Here is a 15,845-nt window from a genome sequence, read left to right on the forward strand (position 1 = left end):
CTATTTTTATAGAAAAGAAAGCGAAAGCAACCACACGGTTTTAGCATTCTCGGAATCCTGCTCTCATTTGTGTAAATAATCGCGATTCGCCATTAATTTTTGTTCCCTCCTGCCGCATTTGAAACTAGAATGCGCGCGCATTTATTGAGCCCTAAAAAGTCACTAAAAGTTAGGCACTTATAAATTAAAACTCAATATCTGTGAGCTTTTAGATAAAGTTAATCTCAACCAACTCGCCATCCAGACGACGATGGCATTTCATAAGGGTTTAGTCTTTGAAAAGAAGTCTTCTTTCAATCCTTGTCGCATCGCTGCTGTTTGGCTGCGGTGGCGATGAAAACAAACACTCAACAAGCACCACACCTCCAACGGTCGAACCAGATTTACCGCCTGATCAACCAGATATTGGCGTGACTACCTACCAAGGTAAGCTGTTCATTAACGGTAAACAGATCACTGGTGATATTCAGTTTGATGGACAAGACATCAGTGAGTCTGGTTACTTCACCTATGCAGCTTCAGAAGGCCAGTTTGATTGTCAATTTGGTGGTGTGACGTTAGGTGAGTTCAGTTACCAGATCCCTGAGCAAACTCGTATGGGTTCACAGCCAGCTGAATTAACGCAAGCCTATGACCTAAAAGACGTACTCGGCCAACACGCAAACAACGCCACTAAGCTGTTGAACAAGATCGACACGTGCCCTACTCAGGACGCACAAGTGTGTTTGGATGAAATCAACAGTTATGACATCCAAGGCTTATACGAAAGTGACGATCAAGTTGCGATTGATGAGTTCCTCAATCCAAGTGTTGCAAACGAAGGTGAACAACCAAGCGCGCACGTTGATCCAGAACTTCAACCAGAAGTCACTCCGGGCGCAAGCAACAACTTAACGGGGCCGTTTGTGTCTGCCAATGCAGAGGCGACTTACGAATACAAACCAAGTGCTTCCAACAAACCGTTGACCAAAAGCCGTTTGACCGACTCGCAAGGAAATGCGCTTGCTGGCGTCGAGTTCTTTAGCCAATCCGCACGCGGAATCACGGATGCCAACGGTGAATTTGAATACCTTTGGGGTGAGAACCTGATCTTTGGTATCGACACCTTTACTCTAGGCCAAGTGAAAGGCAATAAGGTCAATTACCAACTTGCGGATTTAAGCGACAACCCATTGGTGAAACAGAACCTTGATGCGTTCGTTCATCGCTATGGTGTGTCTTCTGGCAACCACATTGAGATCAGCGATACCGTTCGTCAGGTGTTTGCACAATACCCGAACGTTATTAACGAGCTGATCAATTTGAGCCTACCAAACGGCGCAAAAATTGAAGGCACGAACTTCACCACGCCAAATGAGTTCGAAGCACAATTCAGCCAAGGTTTAACACAAATCATTGATGGGCAATTAAAGCAGACGCCTCAATGGTCAGGCTTTGCTGCGCCTATGCTGCGTACGGTTAGTGCTTCTGGTAGTAATTATGTCACGCAGTCTCTGCATCAGATTTATGCTGGTGTGGATAGCGTGCACATCTTCCATGATAACCATGGTTGGGGTGGCTCTGGTTACACACGTGCAATGCGTAACTTCAACCTAACTAACGAAGCCTTCCCTGTTCTGATGCCACGTAACGACAACAGCTACTGGCTCCCGTTTGGTGAAGAAGCGGCATGGACTCGTGGTTCGGGCAAAGATCAAAAAGCCTACATTGTGGATGCCACAACCATTGATGAAAACGCAACGGTCGTGATGCAGCGCCCAGAAGTGATTTCCAAACAAACCGCGACCTTTAATCTACCAACCATGACGGCAGGTATGATTGGTTCGGGTAAAGTGGTGTTCTTGGGTAATGCGATGTACACCTCTATCTTCTCTTGTCCAGAAAACTACTGGGCAGGCGCAGATCTAGGCATCGACAGCGAAGCGCAGCAATGTCGTTATAGCACGCCTCACAACCAAGAAGCGCAAGATGCGGATACTCGTACCGATCGCGGCAGCATGCAAATCATGTTCAGCAACTTGATCGATTGGTTAGTGCCGAATGCAACGCAAGAATCTGTCGCGATTGCCACCAATATCAACAAAGGTCACGCATTCCGTTGGGATCGCAAAGAAGGTCAAATCTACGATTTCTTTGTCAATCCAAGCTATAAATTGGGTGAAATGGACGTACTAAGCAGCGGCCAGTTTGACTCATTAGATCCAACCTCTACACCACTGCTTTTGCTTCAGTCTTACGAAATCAAAACCGATGGCTACGCGACAAAATCCGTCGTGTCTGACATCAACCAACCTAAGTTGGACGCAGATGACGTTACAGCGCTGATCGAATACGTAAACAACGGCGGTAGCATCATCTTCTTTGACGCTTTGGAAGAAAGTAACCCAGAGCCGATTGCTCGTTTAGCGGATGCGGCAGGTGTTTCGGTTGGCGGAGCGAACGTTGCCAAAACATTCCAGTCTCTGTGTACGGACAGCTATTGGTGTCACAGCACATCAGGCCCGAACGTACCTAACTTGCATGCGGTCGCAGAGCACGACCTCGTGGTTTATGAACGTTATGCAGACACGACTAAGATTGAGATTAATGACAACGGTACGGTGACATGGCCGGGTAATATCGACATGCCTACCCTTGAGATACCGCTATACAACGTCTCCATCGATGGACAAGAGCATCAACGTTATGCATTCCACATGGTGAAGTCGGAACAAGAGAAACAAGCAGCAATCGCAGAGCTTCAACGCGAGTTCCCTGGCGTTCCGGTTTGTAAAGACAATTACCAATACGAAGTAAACTGTATTGAAGTGCGCGAAGGTCATGGTATTCCTAGCCGCGGTAACCACCATCGCCCAGACTTTACCCGTTACGAAATGAGCCCTGAAGTCGTGGATAGCATGGTAAAAGCGGCGAACTTAGGTGCCAATATTGATCGTCTACTTTCTCACGAGCTTTACTACCGCAGTAAAGGGGAAATTGGTGAACGCTTGTCGCAGGCTGAGCTAACTTCAACCTACGATAACCTATCCGTTTGGTTGTGGAATGACGAGCAATACGAGTTCAATCCAAACGTACAAGATGAGCTTGGCTTCGAACGTGCGGTCGAAATGCTGAACTGTTACACAAGCAACGCACATCAAGGCGGTAATGTTTGTAGTCAAGATACACGAGATCAGCTTGCTAAATGGTCAATGATTACCGAATCAGGCGAGCTGAACCCGTCCTACCCTCTGAACTGGATGGAAAAACCGTTAACACGCATGATGTTGGGTCGCTCTTACTGGGATTTAGAGATCAGTGTTGATACGACTGGCTACCCGGGTCGCCCTGTTCAATCAGGCAGTACAGCGAGCGTTGCGATTCATACCGACAACAAAACCGTGATTGGTACGGCAGGCAGCATGCAATCGACGGGCTTGTGGGCACCGCAACTTGAAGAAGTCACCATCTCTGGTGGTGTAAAAGCGTCTATCAATGTTGCATTAGTGGATGACCTGACGGGCCGTGCAAACCACGAACTGAGCTTGAAACGCCCGCCACGCGTGCAAAAGACCTTCCAATATGATGGTTCGTCTTTGAGCTTCAAAGTACCTTACGGTGGTTTGATTTACATTCAACCGTTAGAAGTGGATTCTCGTGACGTTGTGACGTTTAACTTCACTGGTGTGCTTCGTGCGTCTTGGTGGAAAGACGGTGCTTGGTTAAGCCCAATCAACACTGACGTCCCATTGGCAGAAATCGATTCTGGTCATTTCGTCTACACGACGCCAGTGAAAAACGTATTGGACACAGACGTACCTAAGTTTGCCGATGAGCTGAACGCATTCGCGAACCATGCGAGTGATTTTTACGGACGTGATCAAGTCACGGCAGAAGGAAAACACCGTCGATTTACTTATGATGCTCTACTCGCCAACCGACATCGCTTCGTGAATGATGTACAAATCTCGATTGGTGCGGCGCACTCAGGCTACCCAGTTCAAAGCAACAGCTACTGGCCAACATGGACTGTCGTTCCATCAAACCCAACCAATGACTGGTTGCTATGGCATGAAGTCGGACACAACCTTGCTTCTGCGCCGTTTATGATGGCAGGCTCTACCGAGGTCACCAACAACATTCTTGCGCTTTACATGCAAGAACAGCGTGAATCAAAGCCATACATGGACCGCATTGCGAGTGATCTATCCAAGTCACCTTTATGGCTTGATCGCTTCGAAGGCCATGCTTGGAGTGAAGCGGATGTCGGTATGCGTTTAGCGATGTTCGGCCAGTTAAAGCTTTGGGCAGAAAACCATTTCAACATCGATGATTGGTATGCGAATCAAGCAGAGAAGCCGAGCATCTTTGGTGAAGACCAAGGCTGGAACTTCTTCAAACTCGCACACCGTAAAGCACGTGGTGACAGTATTGGCGACCAAGGCATTAACTACTGTTCTGCACAAAGCAGCCAGTTAAGCCAAGGTGATCTCATGATGGCATGTACCTCATACCTGACCGGATACGATCTGACAGATTACTTCCGTATGTGGAACCCATCAGAAACCAAAGCCAACCTGCCAAATGGCACTGTTGATTACTCTGGTGGTTTAACGCCTGCCGGTTTCAACGCGGTTGCGTCGATGGATTTACCGAAACCAGATAAATCACCTTCTGAGTATTTGTCTGTTAAGTAACCCGTAAGACGATAAAGCCGACAGAATTCGATTCTGTTGGCTTTTTTTGTATCACTCTGTTTGCTTTGGCGAAGTGCCGAAGAGGAAAGCTACAAGGCCATCAACTCTCGTTTAGTTTGCTTATCCAGCTTTTCTATCGCATATCGAAACGCCGTCCTCGGCATCTTGCTATGCTGACGTTTCAAGTAGTCCACCACTCGCTCTGGTTCTTTTTGCGCCAACACTTTGAGCATCCAGCCATAGCCTTTTTGCACTAAATAATGATCATCTTCGAGCAACAAATCTGCTATGTGAAAAGGCTCAGTCCCTTTGTATAGACCTTTATTGATCGGATAGATAAGCGTCACAGCGGCTGCTCGCCTCACGGCAAAGTTATCACTCTTAACCCACTCCAATGTGCGAACGAACAGGCTGTTGTCCTGAGCAATAAGCGCACCGAGCGCATGAGTGCAAAAATCATCACAATCATTCCAATCGGTAATGTATTGATAAAGCCAAGTTTCGAATCGGTCGTACGTGGCGGCGTCATAATGCTTTTTCACTCTAAACGCCCAATCAAACGCAATCACGCTTAATGCCCAATCACGCTCTGCCAGCAACGTTTCACACTGCTCAAAAACGAAGTCTGCTTGTTTACTGTCTAAACTTCGAAAACCATCGGCAGAGATCGCTCTCACCAAGCCCGTGCGCACTCGCTTATCTGGGTATCCAATCTCACTTAACTGTTGAGTTAACGTTTCTACAATACTCATTGTTTTTCTTTCTGTTCTTCCATTTCGATACGTTTTGCGTGAATCAACCACCAAGGTCGTCCATCAAATAAACGAGATCCAACTTGTTCAACTTCCAACATCAAACCGTCAACAACTTCTTCAGGTAATACTTTTCTTAATTGAACGTCATGACCCACCCATTCTTGATAGACAGCATGCCAAAATTCGGAAATCCCCTCTCTTTCAGTAGCCTCGATTAATTCAAATCCGTTTTTTTCGAGCGATAAACGCCATGCGCTACCGAGCATTTTAAACTTGGGCGATCCTTCTAATGGTTCTCGTGTCGTGAAGATCAGTTGCCCACCTTTGTTAAGTAAATGATGGATATCCGATAGCACTTGGTCTTCATCTCTTGCAAATGGCAGTGCATCAATGCTGATCACACTGTCAAACTTTGCTGAAAGGCTGGATAAATTCTCAAACTCTAATTTGAAAAACTCGATGTTTGAGCCTTTCAATGTATGTTGTTGAGCATACTCAATCGCAAATTCAGAACGATCGATGCCTAAAACGTGACAGTCTAATGTCTGGTTCAGCCAGCGACTAAAACCACCAGCTCCACAACCTAAGTCCAATACAGTCTCGGGGTTGAGTGCAATGAGTTTACCTTGGAGTTGTTCGAGTAACTGGACAGTGCAACTGCTGCAAGGCTGTAGTTCAGAGGGATACTTCTCGCCTGCCGCTTTGGTCCATAACGAATTAAAGAGAGCGTTGTTTAAACGGTATTGATAGCTATCCATATAATTACTTTGCTTGCTGTCTGCGTAACCACTCTTGAGCGGCCTCACCCATGCTTGTTCCTTCTGCGTCGTTCATCCACTGCATAAAGCTACGGTCAAACTTGAAATCGTCTCCACATTTAAATTTGAAGTAACGACGTACATTTTGAGTGTTCTTATAGGAAGACGTAATTAACGTGTTGTCTTCAATATGATTTTTATGCCAATCCACTTTGCTCACATGTCTCTCCCTTTGTGCTGTTTAGCGACTCCTTGCTCAAAAGAAAGAGTGACATCTTCTATGAGCTACATCCACCTTGAGCCCGCTAATACTTCATTTTTGCCAATTAAGTCATATTTCCGTGGTTTATGTATTGTGCTGACAAGAATCCAAATTGGAACGGGACACGAATATTTACATATCTCGTTGTAATCAGTTTAAGAAAGAGTCGGTCTGCCATTAGAAACCTTCACTACTCAATAAAGGAATGAAAATGAAAGAAACGCTCCAACCAAAGCTTCAACGTCAGTTAGGATTAGGGCTGTTAGCATTGCGCTTAAGTATCGCGTTGGTATTTATCATGTGGGCGCTAGATAAAGTGCTGGTACCAGAACATGCAATGAAAGTGTTCTCTGGCTTCTATGGCTTAGATATTTCGAGTGGATTTTCTGTCGCGTTAGGTATTGCCCAGTTGGCGTTCATCGGGATTTTTGTGGCTGGACTTTGGAAGAATCTGACTTATCTTGCAATTCTGGTATTACACGCAGGTTCGACCTTTTCTTCGTTCGCGAAATACCTAGACCCGTTCAACAACCTATTATTCTTCGCGGCATGGCCGATGCTTGCTGCGTGTTTCACTCTCTACCTATTGCGAGATCATGACATCTATGTGTTGAGAAAACTGCCTCAAGCGGTTACGGCTTAACTCACCACCGGCGACTGAGACACAATAAAAAAGGGAGGCTGAACACCTCCCTTTTGCTAACTGAATATCGGCACTTCTACCATCGAAGTATGATAAAACGCGTAACGCCCTTTACCCAACTGCTTCGCTCGGTACACCGCCATATCGGAACAGTGCAGCAGAATATCAATATCACGCCCCACGCCCTCTGTAAGAACAACCCCAATTGACGCCGTTAAACTGATATCGATGCCTAGACGATCTGCCGTGCTTTGTAATTTAGCGAGGAATTTGTCTAGCTTGAGCTCTAATTCACGCTTAGTTCGAAACTCTTGCGTTAACACCACAAACTCATCACCACCAAATCGACCTATGATGTCGCGCTTGTGGCCAAAACTCTCTCTCAACACCGCTACAAACAGAGCAATAACTTTATCGCCCGCTAAGTGACCGTATGTATCGTTGATGTACTTGAGGTTATCCATATCAAAGAAGATACAGGCTTTGGGTGTATTACTTAGAGATAACGACTTCTCTGCCCCTCGCAAGAAATACTCCCGCGTGAGCAACCCACTGCGTGAACAAAATACGCCATTGCGGCTGGCTTGAAGAACTTGTTCAAAGTGCTCTTTTAGCTCCATCGAGCTGTCGTTGAACACCACCTTGCTCTCTTCTAAGAATCGGTCAAGCGGTTGAGTTAAACCGACCACCTGCTTACCCATCAAGCGCGCGATAACGACGTAAATCGCGATAATCAACATCACGTTTGCACCAAACATCAAAGTTCCATCACCTAGCAAGGTACTGAACTTAGCTTTTGAAAGCAGAATCCAAGGCGTGCCCTCCACCTTAGTAAACTCCACATAAGACAAATCTAACGGATAACTGTAGGTAAAGAAGCCGCCGCTATCGGTGCCCGTCAGTGCTTTTAAATTCCCCTCTCGGTCAAACAGCTTTTCATATCCATAATTGAATAAGTTCACACCGATATAATGCTCGTCTACAGAGTGGCTAATGATGTTAAGGTCTTCATCCAATAGAACACTGTAAATGTCGCTTTCCCCGTCAGTATCGAGAGCCATTTGAATCTCAGAGAAGTGAATAGATGCAGATATTGTTCCTTGTAGATCACCGTTTTCATCAAACATAGGACGGCACAATACATATACGGTCTTCCCGTTGGAGACATCGGTAAGAACATTAGTCATGACCGTTTCTTTGGTGCGGATAACTTGATGAAAGTAATTCCTGTGAGCGATGGAATGCACTTTATTGTTGTGTGTGCTGACCATGTTCCCCACACCGTCGCTGAATCCAATGCCTGCCAGTTCAAAGGCTTGCTTATATGGAACCGCACGTTGCGCACGCTCTTGCAATGTGATGTCCGATTCGACGAAGTGCTCATCTTTACTCATTGCGCGTAACAGATCACGGTAACCATCGACGATAGTACCAAGGTTGAGCTCTGCAGATTTAACATGGTATCGGGCTAGGTTTTTCGCTTCGTCGACCTGCTGGTATGCCCAGTAGGTGAAGTTAGTGAAAAGCGCGATCAAGACAATCGGGACAGTGTAACGCAGAGTGACCGATTGAAGACTTCGAGATACGTTCATGATTTAGTTATTGTTATTTGTTGTCGTATGGAGGTTAACTTTTTATTTAAGCCTTTTTCCCACTAATCTTTGCGTCGTTTGAAGTACAACTCTGGGAAATCACAAGCACATATTTCACAAAGTCTCATTAGCAAGAAAATCCGACGATTATACCCCCCCCTGTATATCGACACAGCCACTTTATGACCTTTTACGACAAAACATTTTACTCACTCGACAAATGATCTTTGTTTATAAATATCATTGCGTTGAATAATTATCACTGAATGAGAAACCCTATTTTTATTGATAGATTAGAAGATTTATCTCTTTCAAACACCGACCTTTTGTAACGAGTATCACAATTTTTATATGGCGAAAGTGTGAATTTTTCTGCTTGATTTCTAACAATTGAGATAGTTAGCCTACACTTTTCATATCAACTTATTGGATATGGACGTGCACAGTGGTCGGATCGTTTTCATGGAATAACCTATCTGTTAAGCACAAGCTGTTTAGCTTAGTTTTTTTACCCATCGTTTTACTCCTCTTTCTTGCGGGGCAACAAGTTCACAGGCTTTCCACTCAGGCTCAAGATCTGGAGAAAGCGCAACTGTTTTCCGACTATATGGATAGCGTCTCTTATCTGTATAACTTGCCGAATAACAGCGAAGTATCAGACAAAGAGTCGGAGATCAAAACCGTCACGCAGTCGCTCAATAATGAAGCCAAGAATATCTTTGCCGACAATGGCGTAGAAATGGCGGACCTGCTCGCGAGTCTGGAAGAAGCCAGTCTTTCTCTCGCAACGACAACGGACATGGATGAGCGCTTAGACGTTGCAGAGTGGCGCGCAGACACCTACAAGCAGATTCTATTGGCGTTAGAAAAAGTCCCTTTTAATGACGCTACATTCGAAATCCAAGCTCACCTATCTGCCCTTATGCAGATTGAGTGGTTGATGTTTTGGTCCAAAGAAGAAAACCGACTTAGCCAATATCTGATTTACTCCGTTGAGCAAAACCAATTTTATGACGCTGACATCAGCAGCGAGATTGAATCTCTCGTCAAAAACCAACAATTGTTCCTTGAACGCTTCGTCACACTTAATGCCAACCAACAACAAGTTGAACTGTTAATTGAAACATTCACCAATGAAGTGTTCGTCCTCAGCCAAGAGTTCAGAAGCTTTCTGCTCAACGAGGAAGCACTCAGCACTCTGCCAGAAGGTGAAGTTGCCGCAGGTTTAACCGCATTAAACGGACGCTTAGCGTTGCTTAAAAACGTCGACAACAAAATGACCGAGCAACTGAAAGCCGACGTGGACCATGCAATTACGACTGCAAACCAACAGCGCTTGATGTTCATCGGTATCATGTCTGTCATTACCATTTTGGTGATTAGCTTGGCGTTACGTCTGGTTCGTAAAGTGACGAGTAATCTTCAGTTGGTTTTGGAATTTCTCCGTCGTGATAGCTACAGTGAGGAATCGCCGCTTGAAGAGCTCGTTAAAGGTAAAGACGAGTTAAGCAAGTTTGCTCAAGAAGTGGAAAGACTGAGTTATGAGCGTGAACAAGCCAACATCAAACTGACACAAGCAAAAGAAGACGCTGAGCGCGCCAAAGACGATGCAATCAAAGCCAGCAAAGCAAAAAGTAGCTTCCTCGCTAACATGTCGCATGAAATACGAACGCCACTTAACGGTGTTATCGGTATATCAGAAGTATTGTCTGATACCTCCCTCACTGCCACGCAACGCGACTATGTGGATACTATCGAGACTTCATCGCAACTACTGTTGAGCTTGATTAACGACATTCTAGACTTCTCAAAAATTGAATCAGGCATGCTACTTATCAGCCCGCATTCAACTTGTGTTCGTGAGTCTATTTACGACATCGCTTCTATCGTTTCGCCTAAGGCCAAAGAGAAAGGCATCGATCTTCAAGTGAGCATCAGTCGTAACACACCTTTCCGTTTGATGATTGATGATCACCGCTTACGCCAAGTGGTGATGAACTTTATGTCTAACGCGGTTAAGTTCACAGAAAAAGGCACGGTGCTTCTTTCTGTTACCACTCATAGTGTTTCTGGCTCTAATGCGGTCATGGAATTCTCTGTTCGAGATTCAGGTATCGGTATCGACGAACAGCAACAGAAGAAAATCTTCGAACCATTTGCACAAGAAGACGACTCTACAACACGCCAGTTTGGTGGTACCGGTCTTGGCTTAGCAATCAGTACTCAGCTCGTTGAGTTAATGGGCGGTAAGATTCAATTGGAATCTGAAAAAGGCCAAGGTAGTCGCTTTTTCTTCCAACTGTCCCCTTCTGTTGTTCAGCTAGACTTTGATGCCAAACATGCCGCGGCCAACAGCCAAATTTGGTTGGTTTGTGAAGATGCCGCAATGGAGAGCACACTACGTGATGAGCTGAACTTCTATCGCATTGCGGTTCATCAATCCGTGACGAGCTTAGACGCCCTCCCAACTTGGATTAATGACAAAGAACACGTCATCGTCATCTACGCCGAAACGCGACCAAATGCAGCGATGGAAAGCGAAGATGCCTTCCACCGATTGGAGACTCAAAATGTACGCGTTTGCCTAATCAAACATCTGCAAAGCGACCAATTTGACTTCGGCGAAAGCGTCAGTGCAATGATCACGCAACCTTTGCTTGGCCAACGTTTGGTGAAAGCGCTTGAAAACTGTGAGGCCAAATTTAGCCAAACCGCTCAACGAGCTGCGGCAAACGCGACAGCCAATACCAAAAACAAAATCTTGGTGGTCGATGACAACACAGTAAACCAAAAAATTGCGGGCTTACATGTGACAAAAGCAGGCTTCACGTTCGACCTCGCCGCCAACGGGCAAGAAGCGGTCGACATGTTCAAGAAGAACCAATACGCCTTGATTCTAATGGACTGCATAATGCCCGTTATGGATGGGTTTGAAGCAACAGAGAAAATCCGCCAAGTCGAAAAAGAAGAGAACCGCAGTTACCGCATTCCAATCATTGCGCTAACCGCCAGTGTGGTCGATGACGACATCCAGAAGTGTTTTGATGTCGGCATGGATGACTATGTACCCAAACCATTCAAAGCTAACATCCTCAAAGAAAAACTGGCAAAAGCCGTTGATTTTCCAGAAGTGGACACATCAACCTCGGTACCAACCCCAATCAGCACCGCAGCAAAAACACGCCCGGCAGACAAGCCTGAAGAGCCTGCAATGAATACCTTACCAAGCCGTTCAGAGCGCATCTTGTTGGTCGAAGACAATACCGTTAACCAAAAGGTTGCGTCATTGCTGCTGAGCAAAGCGGGCTATCAATTTGAGATTGCCGAGAATGGTCAAATTGCCGTGGACATGTTCCAACAAGATAACAGCTTCGACATCATCTTGATGGATTGCATGATGCCAGTGATGGATGGGTTTCAGGCGACAAAAGAAATTCGCGCTTATGAACGAGTTTCTGGTCTGCCTAAAACCCCGATCATTGCACTGACGGCAAGTGTGGTGGACGACGATATTCAGCGCTGTTACGACTCAGGTATGGATGCCTATGTGCCAAAGCCGGTGAGAAAAGAAAAACTTCTTCACCAAATTGAAAGTGTGATTTAACGGATAAGGTAATGGTCATGGATACCCATTTCTTAGTGAACAAAAACAAAGTGTTGAGATCACTCTCTACTGCAATGATCGCCTTTGCCCTGTTAATGTCGTTTGATAGCGAAGCATTGGCGGCAGACCAGTATGCGATTTTCTCTCTCGACTTAGGTTTTGATGAGCTCAGCATCACCAAAGCAAGAAAACTTTATCGTGGTAAGACTAAGCGTTTACAAGGTAAGCGTATCGAGCTGTCTGATTGGCCTGATACTTCCTCAGAACGCTCAGAGTTTTATCGCTATTTACTCAACAAAAACATCGCGCAAATGAACGCGCACTGGGCGAGCTTGTCGTTCTCTGGCAAAGCACGTCCACCAAAAGTTATCGACAATTCCAACATGGATGCCCTATTAGCCTGGATGAAAGAAAAGCCGAATCGCATTGGCTATGCACCGGTGAGTAGCCTCCCTTCTGATGCACAAATCCTCTACGTAGTAAGTTCGGAGAAATAATATGAAGAAAACACTCATCGCATCAATGACAGCAGCAGCGCTTAGCAGTGTGGCCTTTCCGAGCTTGGCGGCAATAGAATTAACGGACAACTTATCATTGAGCGGCTTTGGCTCGACGTCTTGGGCAACCACAGACAATGAAACGCCCGTCCTTGTGAACCGATTTGTTGACGACGAAAATTGTTACGACTGTGATACCACGTTCGGCGTTCAGCTCGACTTCTACTACGATGCCTTTAAAGCTTCCGCACAAGTGGTGAAAAGACCGCAAGATCACTGGAGCGATCCACAACTTGAATGGGCTTATCTCGCTTACACCTACGGTAATGTTGAATTTCGTGGGGGTCGCTTAAGAATGCCAGTGTTCTTGGCCTCCGAGTATTACTATGTGGGACATGCGTTTACGCCAGCGCGCCCACCAAATGAGGTTTACGACAGTATTTTGGGGATTACCGCGTTTAATGGCATTTCATTCTTGTGGAACTACGAGCTCAACGATAGCATGACGTTAACCACAACGCCTTTTATTGGCTTTCATGATGAAAGCACCGTCGACTTTAACGCCAATACTGAGCTAACGTTTAAAACTAATGAAATGTACGGTGTGAACTTTATCTTGAGTGGGGATTACTACCGCTGGAACTTTACGTATTTAGACTCAAATTACGATCAAGAGACTAAGCTACGTAACTTAACCACCAATATTCCTGGTGTGGGCATTGTTCAGATTCCGGATCAAACCATTAAAGCGAATGACCAAAACATTCAACTGTTCTCACTTGGTGCTGAGTACGAGTTTGATGCGCTGACGTTAACCGTGGAAGGACAAACCAACGACATTGCTTCCGCGTGGTATGTGCAAGGTACTTACAACTTAAACAAGTTCACACCTTATGCGACCTATGGCCAGCAGTTTGATGATCATGAACATCGAGTTGGCGATAGCTACCTCTTCGGTGTGAGATACGATCTTCACTACAATGTGTCACTCAATGCAGAGTGGCAACACTTCAAGGCTTATCGTGACGCCTCTGGCGCGTTCGTCTCTAACCCTTCCGATGACGACGCTAATATGTACACCATTATGCTTAACTTTGTGTTCTAACCCTTTGGCAGGTCGACACTCATCGACCTGCCTTTTCCTCTATAAACATTATCCGTCTATAAACATCACAACTTACTTCATCCTTTACCGTAGTACCTATTTATGATTTGAATCGGTTGATCATCACGACCGAGACAATGGTTAGCACCATCCCTAAAGCGTGAAACCAAGTAAATGCTTCGTCCAGTATGAAAATGGCACACAACGCTGTCATTGCTGGGCCTATGTTACTCACTAAACTCAGATGCACAGGGTTCAGTCGCGCCATGGCAGCAGCAATCAAATAAGAAGGAATGACAGTACAAAAGATGCCCAGCAACACACCAATAGTAATGAGTTCATTGTTCATCGAGCTCAACTGTAACGAGCTAAACGATAAATGAATAAGAATAGCGACACCGGCACTGCCCATGCCGATACTGGTAAACATGGTACTCCCTAGCTTCGCGATGCTGGCTTTGCTCAACACCAAATACACGGCAAACACAAATGCAGAAAGAATCGCCAACCCGCCGCCAAGCCAGATCTGCTCACCATAATGAGAAAGGTCATGCGCCACAATCAGCCCCACTCCCAAATACCCGACCAACACGGCTGACAACACCTGACGGTTGGGTGATTGCCCCTCTTTAAACCACATAATTAACACGACAAAAGTCGGAAACAAGAACAGCAATAAACGTTCAAGTTGAGCAGAAATGTAGTTAAGTGCGGTGATATCGAGATAGCTCGCCAAGTAATAACCAAGCACACCAATCGCGGCTGCTTTGATTCCGTGGTGTTTCACTTTCGCTCGGTTCTCTGAGCCACGCAGCATCCAGAAGAGAATACAAAGGTAAAGAGGCAGTGAGCTCATTGCTCGGAGCGTCATGATGCTCACCGCGTCACCGCCATACTGATATGCGAGTTTGACGAACACAGGTTTAATTGAAAATAACAGCGTACCAGCGAGCGCAAACATGACGCCAACAGTCATTGCACTAACAGGCTTCTTTTGGGATTGGTGTTCTGAACTAGGGCTGGAATCGGATGCCGTATTCATTTTCTCTCCTTGATGATTGATAACATACAAACAAGGCTACGAGATAGAATACGATTCTGGCTGCATCTACTCGCAGCCAGGCACAACTCAACCTACCGACTGCTTGGCATTGGAAGGAGGAGCCACCAGAGGTTGGTTGTGCGGATGATCATTTTACTTTCCTATTCGGGTAGAAGGTTCAGACTAACCATTGAACATATTTTGTTCAAGCTTACGGTCTTTAAAATAGTACTCTTTATCGTGTTGTCCGACCTCTCTAAGCACTCGACAAGGGTTACCAACGGCCACCACATTGGCAGGAATATCCTTAGTTACGATACTGCCCGCGCCAATCACCGAGTTTTCTCCGATCGTTACACCCGGTAATACCACCGAGTTTGCACCAATCCATACATTGTCTCCGATTCGAACCGGCATGTTGAACTGTGCTACGTCTCGTCTCAAATCGGGATCGATTGGGTGCCCTGCCGTTGCAATGGTTACATTAGGCCCAATCATCACGCTATTTCCAATGTAGATGTAGGTATCGTCGACCAAAGTCAGATTGAAGTTTGCATAGACATTGTCACCGAGGTAAGTGTGACAACCCCAGTTCGCTCTTAAAGGCGGTTCGATGTAGCAGTTCTCACCAACAGACGCGAGCAGACGACCGAGTATCTCGCCCCGCTTTTCTGATTCCGAAGGACGTGTGTGGTTGTAATCGTATAAGATCTCAAGACATTCGGTTTGCATTGCCGCCAATTCTTCATCATTACAGAAGTACACTTTTTGGCTGTGCAACATGGTTTTCTTATCCATTATTATTCCTGTTGAGGGGATGTTCTTGGTTGGAATTTAGCAGAGTAATCATAAGAAATGCTTGCCAAAAGTCATGAAATTCGCATGCGATCTTAGAAAGAAAGTAAGAATTT

General features: G+C 45.6%; 11 protein-coding genes. 5 read left to right on the top strand and 6 right to left on the bottom strand.

Features of this window, described 5'->3' with window-relative positions:
* Positions 1-275: 275 nt before the first annotated feature.
* Positions 276-4,676, top strand: coding sequence for an SslE/AcfD family lipoprotein zinc metalloprotease (locus KJB05_RS09865; protein WP_208444100.1), 4,401 nt, complete (start codon positions 276-278; stop codon positions 4,674-4,676).
* An 89-nt stretch (positions 4,677-4,765) separates the two neighbouring features.
* On the opposite strand, the gene KJB05_RS09870 is transcribed toward KJB05_RS09865, so the two are convergent.
* Genes KJB05_RS09870 through KJB05_RS09880 form a run of 3 tightly spaced genes read right to left on the bottom strand, consistent with a single transcriptional unit; the run spans position 4,766 to position 6,409 of the window.
* Positions 4,766-5,428 (bottom strand): DNA alkylation repair protein, encoded by a 663-nt coding sequence (locus tag KJB05_RS09870; RefSeq protein ID WP_208444101.1) that lies wholly within the window; start codon positions 5,426-5,428, stop codon positions 4,766-4,768.
* On the bottom strand, positions 5,425-6,189 hold the full coding sequence (locus KJB05_RS09875; protein WP_208444102.1) for a class I SAM-dependent methyltransferase: 765 nt from the start codon (positions 6,187-6,189) through the stop codon (positions 5,425-5,427). The genes KJB05_RS09870 and KJB05_RS09875 overlap by 4 nt, the downstream gene beginning before the upstream one ends.
* 4 nt (positions 6,190-6,193) lie before the next feature.
* Positions 6,194-6,409, bottom strand: a complete 216-nt coding sequence (locus KJB05_RS09880; RefSeq protein ID WP_208444103.1) for a DUF6434 domain-containing protein — start codon at positions 6,407-6,409, stop codon at positions 6,194-6,196.
* Positions 6,410-6,662: 253 nt separating this feature from the next.
* Between KJB05_RS09880 and KJB05_RS09885 the strand changes: the two genes are divergently transcribed.
* Positions 6,663-7,094 carry a hypothetical protein gene (locus KJB05_RS09885; RefSeq protein WP_208444104.1) on the top strand — a complete coding sequence of 144 codons (432 nt, stop codon included), beginning with the start codon at positions 6,663-6,665 and terminating at the stop codon, positions 7,092-7,094.
* 56 nt (positions 7,095-7,150) lie between these two features.
* Here KJB05_RS09885 and KJB05_RS09890 read toward each other — a convergent pair whose 3' ends face one another.
* A complete protein-coding gene (locus KJB05_RS09890; protein ID WP_208444105.1) occupies positions 7,151-8,686 on the bottom strand; it encodes a diguanylate cyclase in 1,536 nt (511 codons plus the stop codon).
* A gap of 445 nt (positions 8,687-9,131) precedes the next feature.
* Here KJB05_RS09890 and KJB05_RS09895 point away from each other — a divergent pair, with 445 nt between their 5' ends.
* The 3 genes from KJB05_RS09895 to KJB05_RS09905 are packed head-to-tail and all read left to right on the top strand — an operon-like array spanning position 9,132 to position 13,892.
* Positions 9,132-12,290 (top strand): response regulator, encoded by a 3,159-nt coding sequence (locus KJB05_RS09895; RefSeq protein WP_208444106.1) that lies wholly within the window; start codon positions 9,132-9,134, stop codon positions 12,288-12,290.
* Between the two features lie 17 nt (positions 12,291-12,307).
* Entirely contained in the window at positions 12,308-12,787 is a 480-nt protein-coding gene (locus KJB05_RS09900) for a hypothetical protein (RefSeq protein WP_208444107.1), read from the top strand.
* Position 12,788: 1 nt separating this feature from the next.
* Positions 12,789-13,892, top strand: a complete 1,104-nt coding sequence (locus KJB05_RS09905) for a porin (RefSeq protein ID WP_208444108.1) — start codon at positions 12,789-12,791, stop codon at positions 13,890-13,892.
* A 100-nt stretch (positions 13,893-13,992) separates the two neighbouring features.
* Here the strand turns inward: KJB05_RS09905 and KJB05_RS09910 are convergent, their stop codons facing one another.
* Together KJB05_RS09910 and KJB05_RS09915 are read right to left on the bottom strand one after the other, a co-directional pair.
* The gene (locus KJB05_RS09910) at positions 13,993-14,934 is read right to left on the bottom strand and encodes a DMT family transporter (RefSeq protein WP_208444109.1); all 942 of its coding nucleotides are present in this window, start codon (positions 14,932-14,934) and stop codon (positions 13,993-13,995) included.
* A gap of 183 nt (positions 14,935-15,117) precedes the next feature.
* On the bottom strand, positions 15,118-15,732 hold the full coding sequence (locus tag KJB05_RS09915) for a sugar O-acetyltransferase (RefSeq protein WP_020197365.1): 615 nt from the start codon (positions 15,730-15,732) through the stop codon (positions 15,118-15,120).
* Positions 15,733-15,845 lie beyond the last annotated feature (113 nt).

The sequence above is a fragment of the Vibrio sp. B1ASS3 genome (assembly GCF_905175355.1).
Lineage (GTDB): Bacteria > Pseudomonadota > Gammaproteobacteria > Enterobacterales > Vibrionaceae > Vibrio > Vibrio owensii.